This window comes from Pseudomonas sp. ASL4 (genome assembly GCF_056680395.1).
On the sequence record NZ_CM155280.1, the window covers coordinates 4500983 to 4516130 of the forward strand.

Below are 15148 nucleotides of genomic sequence, written 5' to 3' on the forward strand. Positions count from 1 at the left end.
ACAGTCGTAAAACCATACGGTGCGGTATGTCAGGGCGATTGTAGGGGGCCGCTTCGCGCCCCAACGGGGGCAAGCCCCCTCGCCACAGGGTCGAAGTCAGATTGGCCTGGTTGCGATGCGCCAAACCCGCGCAATATCAGCCGCCCGCTCCCGCAACAACCGCGGCGCCTCGGTACACGCCTGCTCCAGTGTCATTGGCCCGCTCACCAATGCAAATGCAGCGTCGATGCCGTGTTCGTACAATGCCTGATAACCCTCACCCAGCGTTCCAGCAATGACAATCACCGGCACACCCTGCTGCCGTGCAATCCGCGCCACACCAAACGGTGTCTTGCCGCGCAAGGTCTGCGCATCGAATCGGCCTTCGCCGGTAATCACCAGGTCCGCACCGTTGACGGCGTCAGCCAGCCCCACCAGTTCGGCGACCACTTCTACACCAGCCTGAAACTGCGCACCGAGAAACGCCTTGGCCGCAAACCCCAGACCACCCGCCGCGCCGCTGCCCGGCTCGTCGCGTACGTCTTTATCGAGTGCCTGTGCGCACAGATCGGCAAAGTGCCCAAGGGCTTGGTCCAGTTGCTGGACCTGCTGCGGTGACGCACCTTTTTGCGGGCCGAAAATCGCCGAGGCGCCGTGGGGACCGCACAGCGGATTGTTGACGTCGGCGGCGATGTCGAAGCGCACTGTGTTCAGGCGTGGATCGATAACGCTCAAGTCGATGCGGGCCAGTTGTGCCAGTGCCAAGCCACCGGGGGCGAGGATTTGGCCCTGCGCGTCGAGCAACTTCACGCCCAAGGCTTGCATCGCCCCGGCGCCGCCGTCATTGGTGGCGCTGCCGCCAATCGCCAGGATCACCCGTTGCGCCCCGGCATCCAGCGCGGCGCGGATCAGTTCACCAGTGCCGAACGTGCTGCTAATGCAGGCATCGCGCTGCCCCGGTGGCACCAGTTGCAAGCCGCTCGCTTCAGCCATTTCGATGATCGCTGTGTGGTTGTGTGGCAACCAACCCCAAGCCGCTTCGACCGATGCGCCCAGCGGGCCGCGCACATTGGTGCGACGCAATTCACCGGCGCACGCCGCCAGAATCGACTCGACCGTCCCTTCCCCGCCGTCGGCCATCGGGCATTTGACCAATTGCGCATCCGGCCAGACCTCGGCCAACCCGAGCGCGATGGCATCGGCTACGCCCTGGGCACTCAGGCTGTCCTTGAACGAATCGGGGGCGATGACGATTTTCATGAGAATTCTCCAGTTCCAATGCCTCCATGCTGCCAGTTGCCCGGAACGATGACGCCGGTCCGCTGCACAAGCGGGTATGGCGTTTATTGTTCATTTATACAAAGTCATTATTGATGGCGTCCTTCCAGTCGCCACATCTCTCAGTCGGTTTGCGGAAGCAGTTGCACACCCAGGTAAAGCGCCAACATCCCATCCAGCCGCAATGGATCAACCCCACTCAGCTCGGCAATCCGCTCCATTCGATAACGCAAACTGTTGCGATGGATGCCCAACGCATCGGCACAGGCCTGGCTCTGGCCGTCGTGGTCGCACCAGCAACGCAATGTCGCCAGCAGTTGGCCGTTGTTGTCCTTGGCGATGACTTTGCGCAACGGCTTGAGCAATTCGTCCAGCGCATCGTCGTTGCGGTGGCGCCAGAGCATCACGGGTAGTCGATAACGGTTCAGCGTCAACAACCGTGAACGCGGCAACACATCGCGCCCATAGGCCAACAAATCCCCGACCCGACGATAGCAACGGCGCAAACCCGGCAACCCATCGGCCTGCCCGCCCACGGCGATACGCAGAATGTTCCAGCCCAGGCCATCGAGTTTTTCCAGCAAGCGTTCATGCTCAATCACCTGATTCGCCGGCCGACACCACAGCAGCGACGACTTGGCCGAACTGACGCACCAACTGTCCGGGTAACGACTGATCAACCAGGCACTAAGGGCTTCGACGGTCTGCCCCGGCCCGTGCTCCATGCCCAACTCAAACAGATACGGCACCCGCGTCAGTTGTGGCTTGAGCCCCAATTGTTGCGCCTCGTCGACCAAGCGCGGCGAATCCCCGGCGTCGGTCAGCAGCAACGCGAGCAAATCATCGCAGCGCTGACGCCGCCATTGCTGCTCGGCCTGTTGGTTGCGCTGGCCCACCAGCATTTCAGCGGTCATGCGCACCAGTTCGGCGTAAGTGCGTAGTTGCTCCGGTTCGCCGGTAATGCCCAGCACGCCGATCAGCCGTTGATCGAGCAACAGCGGCAGGTTAATGCCCGGTTGTACGCCTTTGAGGTGAATCGCCGTTTGTGCGTCGATCTCCACCACCCGCCCGTTGGCCAGCACCAGTTGCGCACCTTCGTGGCGAGTGTTGATGCGCTCGGGCTCGCCGCTGCCGAGGATCAGCCCCTGACTGTCCATGACGTTGACGTTGTAAGGCAGGATGGCCATCGCCCGGTCTACGATGTCCTGGGCCAGGTCGTGATCGAGTTCAAACATTGGGCAAATCCTTGAAAACGTGGTGGGACGGGTTGTTCACCCGCACAGGCCTTGTTGGCAAACCCTGTGCTCAGGCACAAAGACAATCACCCGAAGGGTGGCCGAGACTCACAGGGCGATCAACGTTACCCTTTGCATCGCAAAAAATCATAATAAAGAGAGAGCCGCCATGTCACAGAGCGCCGCAGCTATCCAGGCCATCGCTGACGATAAAAACGCCGTCTACAAACGCATTACCCTGCGTTTGATCCCCTTCATCTTCATCTGCTACCTGTTCAACTACCTCGACCGGGTGAACGTTGGATTTGCCAAACTGCAGATGCTCGACGCACTGAAATTCAGCGAAACCGTGTACGGCCTCGGGGCCGGGATCTTCTTTATTGGCTACGTACTATGCGGCGTGCCGAGCAACCTGGCGCTGACCAGGTTCGGCCCACGGCGCTGGATTGCGCTGATGATGATCGTCTGGGGCTCGCTGTCGACCTGCCTGTTGTTCGTCACCACACCGACCGAGTTCTACACCTTGCGCTTGTTCACCGGCGCGGCCGAAGCCGGGTTCTTCCCGGGCGTGGTGCTCTATCTTTCGCAGTGGTTCCCGACCTTCCGCCGTGGCCGCATCATGGCGCTATTCATGTCGGCGATCCCGGTGTCCGGCCTGCTTGGCAGCCCGTTCTCTGGCTGGATTCTTAACCACTTCGGCGCCGGCCACGCAGGTTTGGCGGGCTGGCAGTGGATGTTTTTGCTGCAAGGCATTCCGACGGTAATCCTCGGCGTCCTCGCCTACTTCCTGCTCAGTGACAGTTACGCTAATGCCAAGTGGCTGACCCCGCACGAGCGTTCCGTGCTGGAAGCCGACCACGCTGAAGACTTGGCCAGCAAGCCGAAAACCACCACGGACTCGTTGGCGGCGGTGTTCAAGAACCCGGCGATCTGGGCGTTCGGTCTGATCTACTTCTGCATCCAGAGCGGCGTTTACGCGATCAACTTCTGGCTGCCGTCGATCATCAAGAACCTCGGTTTCAGCGATAACCTGGTAATCGGCTGGTTGAGCGCGATTCCGTACCTGCTGGCGGCAGTGTTTATGTTGCTGGTCGGTCGTTCGGCGGACCTGCGCAAAGAGCGTCGCTGGCACCTGGTGGTGCCGATGCTGATGGGCGCAGTGGGCTTGTTGATCGCGGTGAACTTCGCCACTACGCCGGCGATTGCGATTCTCGGCTTGACCATTGCGACCATGGGCGCCCTCACCGGCCTGCCAATGTTCTGGCCGGTGCCGACAGCGCTGCTGAGCGCGGGCGCGGCGGCGGGTGGTTTGGCGTTGATCAACTCGATGGGGCAGATGGCGGGCTTCCTGAGCCCGTACCTTGTTGGTTGGGTCAAGGACAGTACCGGGTCGACGGATGCGGCGTTGTATCTGTTGGCGGGTGTGATCGTGTGCGGGAGTGTGTTGGCGTTGCGGATGACGCGAACCCTTCGCGCCTGATATTGCGCGGACCAATGTGGGAGCGGGCTTGCTCGCGAATGCGGTGTGTCAGGCAGTATAGATGTCGACTGACATGACCTCTTCGCGAGCAAGCCCGCTCCCACATTTGATTCGCGCTGTTCGATAAATCAGTTTGATCCAAGCGGCCGTTCTGGTATTTGATTGACGCCTTTCCCATCGGCAAAAGGATTTCGTCATGAGTTACCGCACACTGGGTCATTCGGGGTTGCAGGTGTCCACCCTGACCCTGGGCACCATGATGTTCGGCGAACAGACCAGCACCGAAGATTCCCTGCGGATCATCGACAAGGCCTGGGACCAGGGCATCAATTTCATCGACACCGCCGACGTCTATACCGGCGGCCGCTCTGAAGAAATCGTCGGTGAAGCCATTGCCGGCAACCGTCACGAATGGGTACTCGCCACCAAGGTCGGTTTCGGCCCGGTGGACGGCGTGCCGAACCGCAGCGGCCTGAGCCGCAAGCACCTGTTCAACGGCATCGACGCCAGCCTGACGCGTCTGGGCACCGACTATGTCGACATCTATTACCTGCACCGCGAAGACCACAGCACGCCGCTGGAAGTGACGATCTCGGCCATCGGCGACCTGATTCGCCAAGGCAAGATCCGCTACTGGGGCCTGTCCAACTACCGTGGCTGGCGCATCGCCGAAGTGATCCGCGTGGCCGACAAACTCGGCGTCGATCGGCCGGTGATCAGCCAACCGCTGTACAACATCGTCAATCGCCAGGCTGAGACCGAGCAGATTACTGCGGCTCACGCCTATGGCTTGGGTGTTGTGCCTTACAGTCCACTGGCCCGCGGCGTGCTCAGCGGCAAATACGCACCGGACGTGAAGCCGGACGCCAACAGCCGCGCCGGGCGTCAGGACAAACGCATCCTCGAAACCGAATGGCGCGTTGAATCGCTGCGCATTGCCCAGCAAATCCAGCAATACACCCAGGGGCGTGACGTAGGCATCGTCGAATTCGCCATCGCCTGGGTGTTGAACAACAGCGCCGTGACCTCGGCCATCGTCGGGCCGCGCACTGAGGAACAATGGGACGCATACACCAAGGCCCAAGCGGTGAAGATCACGGCAGAAGATGAGGCGTTTATCGATTCGCTGGTAACGCCTGGGCACTCCTCGACACCGGGATTCAATGACGTGAGCCACTTCGTGTCCGGCCGTAAACCCCGCAATACCTGAAGACATACATCCTGTAGGAGCGAAGCTTGCTCGCGAAAGCGGACTTCCAGCCAACATCAATGTTGGATGTGAAACTGCCTTCGCGAGCAAGCTTCGCTCCTACGGGGGGATTGTGTCGTTCGGCAAATCTGTAGATGACCGGGATCAAATGTGGGAGCGGGCTTGCTCGCGAAAGCGGTGGATCAGCCGGCATCAATATTGACTGACCCGCCGCCTTCGCGAGCAAGCCCGCTCCCACAGGGTTTTGTGTTGAATGCAGAATCCATGTTCGTTCTTGATCAATCGGACAATGTTCTACGCTAAAACCACGTATCCTCCGCACCCCGTTTCACGTTCAACCCCGCGAGGACAGTTTGTCTAAAGGTATCGCTTTATCGGTCACAGCCTCGGTGCTGTTTGCCGTCATGTATTACTACACCTCGTTGCTCACCCCGTTGAGCGGCGTAGAAATCTTCGGCTGGCGGATGTTGCTGACCGTGCCCTGCATGACAGTGTTCATGGTGGTGTCCGGCGAATGGCGGCGCTCGGTCGAGATCCTCAAGCGCCTGACCGGCAAACCGAAACTGCTCGCTGCCCTGATCGTGTCTGCGACGCTGCTGGGCCTGCAACTCTGGCTGTTTATGTGGGCGCCGCTCAACGGCTACAGCCTCGACGTCTCGTTGGGCTATTTCCTGCTGCCATTGTCGATGGTGCTGACCGGGCGGATTGCCTACGGCGAGCGTTTGTCCTACCTGCAAAAAGTCGCGGTGTTTTTTGCCTCCCTCGGCGTGCTCAACGAGCTGTACCAGGTTGGCGGTTTTTCTTGGGCGACGTTGCTGGTGGTGGTCGGTTATCCCACCTACTTCGTGCTGCGCAAGTGGCTGAAGACCGACAACCTCGGCGGTTTGTGGCTGGACATGACCTTGATGCTGCCGGTGGCGTTCTGGTTCGTCTGGGGCGGTGAACAAGGTTTCGGCGTATTCGATCAATACCCGTGGCTGTCGCTGCTGATCCCTGTACTGGGGTTGATCAGTGCTTCGGCGCTGGTGGTCTACATCATTGCCAGCCGACTGTTGCCGTTCAGCCTGTTCGGGTTGTTGAGCTATGTTGAACCGGTGCTGTTGCTCGGCGTGGCGTTGCTGCTGGGGGAAAGCATCAAGCCTGGCGAATGGCTGACCTACATTCCGATCTGGTTGGCAGTGGTGGTTCTGGTGTTTGAAGGGTTCAAACACATGATGCGCAACCGCAGACCTTAGGCGCCCAAAAAACAAAGTGGGAGCGAGCTTGCTCGCGATAGCGGTCTGTCAGCCAACATCCGTGTTGAATCTGAAGACGCTATCGCGAGCAAGCTCGCTCCCACATTTTTTACAACACTAGCGGCTTACTCGGTAGCGAGCACACCGCGACGCACCTGGTCCCGCTCAATCGATTCGAACAACGCCTTGAAGTTGCCTTCGCCGAAGCCATCATCGCCTTTACGCTGGATGAATTCGAAGAACACTGGCCCCATCAGGGTTTCCGAGAAGATCTGCAGCAACAGACGCTTGTCGCCCGACTCGGACGAACCGTCCAGCAGGATCCCGCGCATTTGCAGTTGATCGACCGGCTCACCGTGGTTCGGCAAACGGCCTTCGAGCATTTCGTAGTAGGTTTCTGGCGGCGCGGTCATGAAGCGCATGCCGATTTTCTTCAGGCGATCCCAGGTGTCGATCAAGTTGTCGCTGAGGAACGCAACGTGCTGGATGCCTTCGCCGTTGAACTGCATCAGGAACTCTTCGATCTGCCCGGCGCCCTTGGACGATTCTTCGTTCAACGGGATGCGGATCATGCCATCCGGCGCGGTCATCGCCTTGGAGGTCAGGCCGGTGTATTCGCCCTTGATGTCGAAGTAACGGATTTCGCGGAAGTTGAACAGCTTCTCGTAGAAGTTGGCCCAGTAGGCCATGCGACCGCGATACACGTTGTGAGTCAGGTGATCGATGATCTTCAGGCCAGCCCCTTCCGGGTTGCGGTCCACGCCTTCGATGAACACGAAGTCGATGTCGTAGATCGAGCTGCCTTCGCCGAAACGGTCGATCAGGTACAGCGGCGCGCCGCCGATGCCTTTGATCGCCGGCAGGTTCAGTTCCATCGGGCCGGTTTCGATATGAATCGGCTGGGCGCCGAGTTCCAAGGCACGGGCAAACGCCTGCTGGGCATTCTTGACGCGGAACGCCATGCCGCACACCGACGGACCGTGCTCGGCCGCGAAATACGAAGCAACGCTGTGAGGTTCGTTGTTGAGGATCAGGTTGATCTGGCCCTGGCGATACAGGTGCACGTCTTTGGAGCGGTGGGTCGCGACCTTGCTGAAGCCCATGATCTCGAAGATCGGCTCCAGGGTGTTCGGGGTCGGCGATGCAAACTCAATGAATTCAAAGCCCATCAGGCCCATTGGGTTTTCGTATAAATCTGCCATGGTTGGCGCCTCATCATCTGCTTTTAAAATTAACGGCTGAATTAACGGATCGTTAGTTGCTAGCAATGCTGAGACTGGCGGGTGGCGCGCAGGAGATGCCCCGAACGCTGCGGGCGAGGAAGTCACCGTAGATCAATTGAAACCCAAAACTCTTCATTGTCGACCCAAGGCTCTTGCGGGCGAGGCTTCTGCTGCCAGAAGACGTTTATTATTGTATGCGTAAACCGATTCTACACAGCGTAAAACGGTTTGTCCGCCTTCTGTATCAAATCCCCTTTTTCGTGGACGGCGCAAGCGGTTTGTTGCACAGGTAAATCCCCGTCAAAATCAGCCCGCCGCCCAGGCACATGGTCAATGTCAGTTGCTCGCCCAACAGCAACGCGCCGAGGATCACGGCGGTCAGCGGATTCAGGGCAATGAACACGCCCGAGCGGGTCGCGCCGATCTTGCGGATGCCGTCGTAGTAGCCAATATAGGCCAGCGCCGAGCCGAGCACGCCGAGGTACATCAGGCTCAGCCATTGTTGCGGGCCGAGGCTGACAAGCGTATCCACACTCAGTTCGCCCCGCAGCGCACTGGTCGCCCAGAGCATCGCCGTGCCCAACAAAATCGAGTAGGTCACCGTCTGCACCGGCCCCAATGTTTGATTCAGTTCCCTGGAAAACAGCGAGTAAACGCCCCAACTCAGGACGCAGCCGAAAATCAGCAGATCGCCGATCCACGCATCGGCATTGGTCGCCAGCAATTGCGGATTTCGGCTGACGATCACGATACTGGCCCCGGCGATACAGATCGCAATTCCAGCCACTTTCGCCCGGCCCAAGCGTTCCTTTAACAGCAGCCACGACGCCAAGCCAATCACCGCCGGATTCAACGCCACGATCAACGACGCCCGTGACGCGTTGATGTAATGCAGCCCGTAAAAGAAGCACAGGTTGTAGAAGAAGATGCCGAAAAATCCCAGCAATGCCAATTGTAACCATTGCCTCAGGCTTGGTCGCAGCAGCGGCACCTGGGCCAGCCACACAAACAGCAACAACGCGATGCTGGCGAGCAAAAATCGCAGGCTGGCGGCAAACAACGGACTGAGACTGCCGGCCAGGAAGCGCCCGGCGACAAAGGTCCCGCCCCAGATCATGGTCACCGCTGCCAGCTTCAGGTAAACCGGCACATCCGACGGCTTTGTCGGGTTTCGCTCATAGCTACTCATAAGTCACCAGAAGAAAAGATGCCGTATCATCTGGCTAATGCTCGATCATCGTAAAATGAGTAAACACTCATGACCCTGACTCAACTGGAAATCTTCTCGCTGGTTGCTGAACTGCGCGGCTTCACGGCTGCGGCCAATCGCCTCGGGATCTCGCAATCGGCGGTTTCTCACGCCCTCAAGTCACTCGAACAAGAGTTGGGCGTCGAGTTGCTGCACCGGCATCAGTCGTTGGTCGAACTCAGCGACATCGGCCAGCAACTGTTGCTGCGCGCTCGGGCGATGCTCGGGCTGGCCAACACCTTGCGCCAGGAAGCCGCCGATGCTCGAGGGATGAAACGCGGCACACTGCGCATCGGCTCGTTCGGTCCGACATCATCGATAAAATTGCTGCCAACGATCCTGAAGCAGTACCGTGCGGCTCATCCCGGCATCGAAGTGCATATAGACGAAGGCCCGGATCGACAGGTGATTCAGTGGCTGGAAGAGCGGCGCATCGACATTGGTTTTGTAGTGCTGCCCGAGGAACGCTTCGACACCTTTGCGCTGCTGGAGGACCAAATGGTCGCGCTGCTGCCCGCCGATCATCCCTTGGCAAAGCGCGACAGCCTGAGTTTGAGCGATTTGTGCCATGACCCGTTCGTGCTGACCGAGGCCGGCTCTTCGGAGCTGGTTTGCCGCCTGTTCAATGCCGCCCGATTGACGCCGAACATCCGCTTTCGCTGCTCGCAATTGCTCAGCACCGTGGACACCGTAGGCCGTGGCGATGCCCTGACCGTCGTCGCCGAAAGCTCATTGCCGGAAGGCAACGACCGCCGCTATGTGAAGATACCGCTGTCACCGTCGGTCAAACGTCAAATCGGGTTGGCGGTGCTGGATCAACGACAGTCTTCGCCGGCAACGCTGGCCTTTATCAAACTGGCTTCGAGCCTGAGCTACCGCTGAGCGGCATAAGCGCAAACAGCCAACTATCATGGCCATTGAAAGCCTTATTCCATCGCCGCAGGTTTCGCAGATGCCACTGACCGTAAAGTCCCGCCGCAAGCGCAGCATCCGGATTGCTGTGACCGTTTTAAGCGGCGTACTGCCGGTGCTGTTGGGGTTCGCCATCCTCTATATGCAAGCCGAACGCGCACTGAAACAAAGCACCGAGCAAACCGCCGACGAAGCCCTGCGCCAATTCAATCTGATGCTCGACAACACAGCGGAGGCGGCGCAGGTGTTGCTGCCCCTCGCCGGTGGCAGTTGCAACGACGCCAAACTGGCCCTGCGAGAGCAGGTGACGCGCCGCCCCTTCGTGCGCTCGACCAATCTGGTGTATGACAACAACCTCTATTGCAGCTCGTTATTTGGGGACTATCAGCAGCAGGTTAACCCGGGCGACTATACCCGAGGGCAGTTGTGGTTAATGAACGGCAACCCGGTGACGCCCAACACCGCGCTACTGGTGTATCGCCTCAGTGATGACAAAAAAGGCGCGCTAACCACGCTCGACGGTTATCACCTGAGCAACGTGCTGCGCCTGATCGGGCGCCGGACTTCGCTGTTGCTGCAAGTGGGCAATAACTGGTTATCCGCCGACGGAAAAGTCCATGAAGGCGCCTTGCCCGCCTTGCCGGTGGCGCAAAGCACGCGGGTTTCCGGGCCGTATGCCTTTACCGTAGCCGCCGGTTTTCCCGAGGGCGAAACCTGGCGCTACATGAGCAGTGAGTATCCGCCGCTGTTCAGCCTGCTGATTTTTTTCGGCGTGGTGTCGGGCTTGATTGGGCATGTCCTGCAAAAACGTGCCTCATCACCTAGTGTTGAGCTGCAGCGGGCGCTGGAGGCTGGGGAGTTCATTCCATATTTTCAGCCGGTGGTGCATGGCGATACCAAAAAGTGGAGTGGCACCGAGGTGCTGATGCGCTGGAATCATCCCAAGGAAGGCCTGGTGCGGCCGGATCTGTTTATCCCGTTTGCAGAACACTCGGGGCTGATCGTACCGATGACCCGCGCCTTGATGCAGCAAACCTGCGCCCTGCTGGCGCCGGTGTCGGCATCGTTCGACAAGCCGTTTCACATCGGCATCAACATCACAGCCAGCCACTGTCAGGACCTGGCATTGGTGCAAGACTGCCGCGAATTCCTCGGGGCCTTCGTGCCGGGCAGCATCAGCCTGGTGCTGGAACTGACCGAGCGTGAACTCATCGAGCCGACAGACATCACTCATCAGTTGTTCGAGCAGCTTCACGGGTTGGGCGTGATGATCGCGATCGATGACTTTGGTACCGGCCATTCAAGCCTGGGTTATCTGCGACAGTTCAATGTGGATTTCCTGAAAATCGATCAGAGCTTCGTTGCGATGATCGGTGCCGATGCTCTTTCCGGGCACATTCTGGACAGCATTATCGAACTCTCGGCCAAGCTAGACTTGGGAATTGTTGCCGAAGGTGTAGAAACCGAGGCGCAAAGCGATTATCTGACGGCGCACCACGTGAACTTTCTGCAAGGCTACCTGTTTGGCCGGCCAATGCCCGGCGCCGACTTCATTAATGCATTAAGTCACCATTAACCGGCTTGGCAAATAACGAAATCTTGCACCAAATTGCATCAAAACACTGCTGTTGTTACATGAAGAAAAAGACAGGATTTACTCTTGGCCAATTAACTACTACAATTTTTCTTACCTGTGCAAAATTGGCAGGTGAGCCATTATCACCGAGTCGCTTCAAGGCTCTTGGCTTATAGCTTTGTTTGCGGTTGGTATCAGCCAAACACACTATTGGAGTAAAGATATTGTCCAGACTCGCTGAATTTCGTGCCGCTGAAAAGGCCCTTCAAGAACAGCTCAAGCAGCTGGAGTCCCTGAAGAACGATGCCGGGCTCAAGAAAGAAATCGAATTCGAAGAAAAGCTCCAGGGGCTGATGAAAACCTACGGCAAGAGCCTGCGCGACATCGTCGCCATCCTCGACCCGAACCCGTCAAAGTCGGGGCTTCAACAAGCCGCGCCTAAAACCCGTCGCGCCCGTGTGGTCAAGGTCTATCACAACCCGCACACAGGTGAACTGATTGAAACCAAGGGCGGTAACCACCGTGGCCTGAAAGCCTGGAAGGAACAGTACGGTGCAGCTACCGTTGATTCCTGGTTGCGCGGCTAACCCTTTGCAACAACAAAAAAAGCCCTGCTAATGCAGGGCTTTTTTTGTGGATGACATCTAACAAATGCAACGATAGTCGTCGATAAAGTTGGAAATTGCTTCTAACGGGGATGTCGCCGCTGCAAGAACTCAATACTTTCCGGCTAACTTTGTGCTTAATCCCTTTGGGTATCTAAAGAGGCCGGGGCTTGGCGCAATCGATCGCCGACTCAATTCTTCATCTACAGTTTCAAGCTGTTACGGGCAGCCTGTATTTCGTCCTGACTTGCCTTATAAACCTCAGCTTGCCCGGCATAGGAAAGAACATAGGCCTTGTCCGCCTCCACCGCAGCGACCAATGTTTGCGACAGCACGTGTCGACCGTTCTGGGTAACCGTACAAGTGGTTTCAAGTGCTGGCAGTTGACTCAACGTGGCCGGGTGAATCTTGTTGCAGACACTTTGATAGCCGCCCTGGAAGAAGTCCTTCTGCACCGACTTGCGCATCTCCAGCAACACGCCCTGTAAATTCACCTGATGGCCGCTTTCGACTTGGGTCATCGTCAGCTCCATCACCAATACCTGGTTGCCATCGGCATCGTTTTTCACCGCGCGTTGGCGGGATACCTGCGGCGTGGTGTCATTGGGCGCTACGGCCTCCACCTCCCAGCCACTTGGCCAGGCAATGCTCGGGGTGTCTGCTTGCGCCGCAGTGGCCAGTGCAAACAAACCCATGAAAACGAACAGCGATTTGAACGGTCGGATCATTACGAGGGGTACTCACAGATTGAACCACAAAGTCTGAGCCTCACTCGGCCGCCAGGCAATAGCTGGCCGTTTTGGTTTGGCGATGCCCGGACGCTTGCGTATCATTGCGACCATTCGCCAGCCCCACTTATTTTCCGGAGGGCCCATGAGCCTGCACGAATTGAACACCTTCCCGGGCGTGACTGCCCAACCTGACACCGCCACTCAGAAGTTCGTCTTCAACCACACCATGCTGCGGGTCAAGGACATCACCAAGTCGCTGGATTTCTACACGCGCATCCTCGGTTTCTCGCTGGTTGAAAAGCGCGACTTCCCGGAAGCCGAATTCAGTCTGTACTTCCTCGCGCTGGTCGATAAAAACCAGATCCCGGCCGACGCCGCAGCACGTACCGAGTGGATGAAGTCGATTCCCGGCATTCTGGAGCTGACCCACAACCACGGCACCGAGAACGATCCGGAATTCGCCTACCACAACGGCAACACCGACCCGCGTGGCTTCGGTCATATCTGCATCTCAGTGCCGGACATTCGTGCAGCATGCGAGCGTTTTGAAGCACTGGGTTGTGATTTCCAGAAGCGTTTGAACGATGGCCGGATGAAGAGCCTGGCGTTTATCAAGGACCCGGATGCTTACTGGGTTGAGATCATTCAGCCAGCGCCGATGTAAGACTCGGCACAAATCCCCTTGTGGGAGCGGGCTTGCTCGCGAATAGAGGGCGTCAGTCGACATCAATGTTGCCTGGCATACCGCTTTCGCGAGCAAGCCCGCTCCCACATTGGGGACGCGCCAGACACAAAAAACCCCATGATCACTCATGGGGTTTTGTGTTTTCAGCGCTGGCGTTTAAGCCGGGGCCGAGGTCCGGATCAGGTGATCGAATGCGCTCAGGGAAGCCTTGGCACCCTCGCCCACTGCAATCACGATCTGCTTGTACGGCACGGTGGTCACGTCACCGGCAGCGAACACGCCCGGCAATGAGGTTTCACCACGAGCATCGACGATGATCTCGCCACGCGGCGACAACTCGACGATGCCTTTAAGCCAGTCGGTGTTAGGCAGCAAACCGATCTGCACAAAGATCCCTTCCAGCTCGACCGTGTTGAACTCACCCGAATCGCGATCCTTGTAGACCAGACCGGTCACTTTCTCCCCGTCACCTTTCACTTCGCTGGTCAGCGCGCTGGTGATGACGTTGACGTTCGGCAGGCTGTACAGTTTGCGTTGCAGCACAGCGTCGGCGCGCAGCTTGCTGTCGAATTCCAGCAGCGTGACGTGGCTGACGATGCCGGCCAGGTCGATGGCCGCTTCAACGCCGGAGTTACCGCCGCCAATCACCGCCACACGTTTGCCCTTGAACAGCGGGCCGTCGCAGTGTGGGCAGAAGCAAACGCCTTTGGCTTTGTATTGCTGCTCGCCCGGCACACCCATTTCGCGCCAGCGGGCGCCGGTGGCAAGGATCAACGCCTTGGTTTTCAGGCTGGCACCGCTTTCGAAGCGAACTTCATGCAACTCGCCGACATTCTTCGCTGGGATCAGCGCAGTAGCGCGTTGCAGGTTCATGATGTCGACGTCGTATTGTTTGACGTGTTCTTCCAGGGCGCTGGCCAGTTTCGGCCCTTCGGTTTCCTGCACGGAGATGAAGTTCTCGATGGCCATGGTGTCCAGCACCTGCCCACCAAAACGCTCAGCGGCCACGCCGGTACGAATGCCTTTACGGGCAGCGTAGATCGCAGCCGAAGCACCGGCCGGGCCACCGCCGACGATCAACACGTCAAAGGCTTCTTTGGCGCTGATCTTCTCGGCCTGAAGCTCGGCACCGCTGGTGTCGATCTTGGCGAGGATTTCTTCCAGGCCCATGCGGCCCTGACCGAAGATTTCGCCGTTCAGGTAGATACTTGGCACCGCCATGATCTTGCGATCGTCGACTTCGGCCTGGAACAACGCACCGTCGATGGCGACGTGGTGGATGTTCGGGTTGAGCACGGCCATCAGGTTCAGCGCCTGGACCACGTCCGGGCAGTTCTGGCAGGACAGCGAGAAGTAAGTCTCGAAGCTGAACTGGCCTTTGAGCGAGCGGATCTGTTCGATCACTTCAACGCTGGCTTTCGAAGGGTGGCCGCCGACTTGCAGCAAGGCCAACACCAACGAGGTGAATTCGTGGCCCATCGGGATGCCGGCAAAACGCAGGCTGATATCGGCACCCGGGCGGTTGATCGAGAACGATGGCTTACGTGCATCGTCACCGTTATCGAGCAAGGTAATTTGAGTAGAAAGACTGGCAACTTCTTTCAGCAGTTCGTGCATTTCCTGGGATTTCGCACCGTCGTCGAGGGAGGCGACGATCTCGATCGGTTGGGTGACCCGTTCCAGGTACGATTTCAACTGGGCTTTAAGATTGGCGTCCAACATACGGGCGATTTCCTTTATGCAGTTTCAT

13 protein-coding genes are annotated in these 15148 nt (G+C 58.3%); 7 read left to right on the forward strand and 6 right to left on the reverse strand.

All coding sequences use genetic code 11. The features are described 5' to 3' along the window. Positions 1–96: 96 nt before the first annotated feature. Together AC1MEW_RS20200 and AC1MEW_RS20205 are read right to left on the reverse strand one after the other, a co-directional pair. Positions 97–1239: a glycerate kinase gene (locus AC1MEW_RS20200; protein WP_201255407.1), complete on the reverse strand. Its 1143-nt coding sequence runs from the start codon at positions 1237–1239 to the stop codon at positions 97–99. A 140-nt stretch (positions 1240–1379) separates the two neighbouring features. Continuing rightward, positions 1380–2492, reverse strand: a complete 1113-nt coding sequence (locus tag AC1MEW_RS20205) for a sugar diacid recognition domain-containing protein (RefSeq protein ID WP_201203797.1) — start codon at positions 2490–2492, stop codon at positions 1380–1382. A gap of 169 nt (positions 2493–2661) precedes the next feature. On the opposite strand from AC1MEW_RS20205, the gene AC1MEW_RS20210 reads away from it, so the two are divergent. From AC1MEW_RS20210 to rarD, 3 genes are all read left to right on the forward strand, one after another. After that, positions 2662–3972, forward strand: a complete 1311-nt coding sequence (locus AC1MEW_RS20210; protein ID WP_201203798.1) for an MFS transporter — start codon at positions 2662–2664, stop codon at positions 3970–3972. A 196-nt stretch (positions 3973–4168) separates the two neighbouring features. Continuing rightward, positions 4169–5182: an aldo/keto reductase gene (locus AC1MEW_RS20215; protein WP_201203800.1), complete on the forward strand. Its 1014-nt coding sequence runs from the start codon at positions 4169–4171 to the stop codon at positions 5180–5182. A 353-nt stretch (positions 5183–5535) separates the two neighbouring features. Further along, positions 5536–6417, forward strand: a complete 882-nt coding sequence (rarD, locus tag AC1MEW_RS20220; RefSeq protein WP_201203808.1) for an EamA family transporter RarD — start codon at positions 5536–5538, stop codon at positions 6415–6417. Between the two features lie 125 nt (positions 6418–6542). Here rarD and hppD read toward each other — a convergent pair whose 3' ends face one another. Together hppD and AC1MEW_RS20230 are read right to left on the reverse strand one after the other, a co-directional pair. After that, positions 6543–7619, reverse strand: coding sequence for a 4-hydroxyphenylpyruvate dioxygenase (gene hppD / locus AC1MEW_RS20225; protein WP_201203810.1), 1077 nt, complete (start codon positions 7617–7619; stop codon positions 6543–6545). 265 nt (positions 7620–7884) lie between these two features. Beyond that, positions 7885–8829: a DMT family transporter gene (locus AC1MEW_RS20230; protein WP_480423332.1), complete on the reverse strand. Its 945-nt coding sequence runs from the start codon at positions 8827–8829 to the stop codon at positions 7885–7887. A 69-nt stretch (positions 8830–8898) separates the two neighbouring features. Here AC1MEW_RS20230 and AC1MEW_RS20235 point away from each other — a divergent pair, with 69 nt between their 5' ends. The 3 genes from AC1MEW_RS20235 to AC1MEW_RS20245 all read left to right on the forward strand — a co-directional run bounded on the left by AC1MEW_RS20235 (position 8899) and on the right by AC1MEW_RS20245 (position 11964). Next, a complete protein-coding gene (locus tag AC1MEW_RS20235) occupies positions 8899–9771 on the forward strand; it encodes a LysR family transcriptional regulator (RefSeq protein WP_201255406.1) in 873 nt (290 codons plus the stop codon). 70 nt (positions 9772–9841) lie between these two features. Next, on the forward strand, positions 9842–11377 hold the full coding sequence (locus AC1MEW_RS20240) for an EAL domain-containing protein (protein ID WP_480423334.1): 1536 nt from the start codon (positions 9842–9844) through the stop codon (positions 11375–11377). A 224-nt stretch (positions 11378–11601) separates the two neighbouring features. Continuing rightward, positions 11602–11964: a histone-like nucleoid-structuring protein, MvaT/MvaU family gene (locus tag AC1MEW_RS20245; protein WP_201203818.1), complete on the forward strand. Its 363-nt coding sequence runs from the start codon at positions 11602–11604 to the stop codon at positions 11962–11964. 221 nt (positions 11965–12185) lie between these two features. Here AC1MEW_RS20245 and AC1MEW_RS20250 read toward each other — a convergent pair whose 3' ends face one another. Then, entirely contained in the window at positions 12186–12710 is a 525-nt protein-coding gene (locus AC1MEW_RS20250; protein WP_201203819.1) for a DUF4946 domain-containing protein, read from the reverse strand. Between the two features lie 145 nt (positions 12711–12855). On the opposite strand from AC1MEW_RS20250, the gene gloA reads away from it, so the two are divergent. Further along, positions 12856–13377, forward strand: coding sequence for a lactoylglutathione lyase (gene gloA / locus AC1MEW_RS20255; protein ID WP_133836447.1), 522 nt, complete (start codon positions 12856–12858; stop codon positions 13375–13377). Positions 13378–13554: 177 nt separating this feature from the next. Here gloA and ahpF read toward each other — a convergent pair whose 3' ends face one another. Continuing rightward, a complete protein-coding gene (gene ahpF / locus AC1MEW_RS20260) occupies positions 13555–15120 on the reverse strand; it encodes an alkyl hydroperoxide reductase subunit F (protein ID WP_480423336.1) in 1566 nt (521 codons plus the stop codon). Positions 15121–15148: the final 28 nt, after the last annotated feature.

Coding starts and splice junctions, on each gene's coding strand:
- AC1MEW_RS20210 (WP_201203798.1), top strand. CDS start 2,662: ATGTCACAGAGCGCCGCAGCTATCCAGGCCATCGCTGACGATAAAAAC.
- AC1MEW_RS20200 (WP_201255407.1), bottom strand. CDS start 1,239: ATGAAAATCGTCATCGCCCCCGATTCGTTCAAGGACAGCCTGAGTGCC.
- hppD (WP_201203810.1), bottom strand. CDS start 7,619: ATGGCAGATTTATACGAAAACCCAATGGGCCTGATGGGCTTTGAATTC.
- AC1MEW_RS20230 (WP_480423332.1), bottom strand. CDS start 8,829: ATGAGTAGCTATGAGCGAAACCCGACAAAGCCGTCGGATGTGCCGGTT.
- AC1MEW_RS20240 (WP_480423334.1), top strand. CDS start 9,842: ATGCCACTGACCGTAAAGTCCCGCCGCAAGCGCAGCATCCGGATTGCT.
- AC1MEW_RS20235 (WP_201255406.1), top strand. CDS start 8,899: ATGACCCTGACTCAACTGGAAATCTTCTCGCTGGTTGCTGAACTGCGC.
- AC1MEW_RS20205 (WP_201203797.1), bottom strand. CDS start 2,492: ATGTTTGAACTCGATCACGACCTGGCCCAGGACATCGTAGACCGGGCG.
- ahpF (WP_480423336.1), bottom strand. CDS start 15,120: ATGTTGGACGCCAATCTTAAAGCCCAGTTGAAATCGTACCTGGAACGG.
- AC1MEW_RS20250 (WP_201203819.1), bottom strand. CDS start 12,710: ATGATCCGACCGTTCAAATCGCTGTTCGTTTTCATGGGTTTGTTTGCA.
- gloA (WP_133836447.1), top strand. CDS start 12,856: ATGAGCCTGCACGAATTGAACACCTTCCCGGGCGTGACTGCCCAACCT.
- AC1MEW_RS20215 (WP_201203800.1), top strand. CDS start 4,169: ATGAGTTACCGCACACTGGGTCATTCGGGGTTGCAGGTGTCCACCCTG.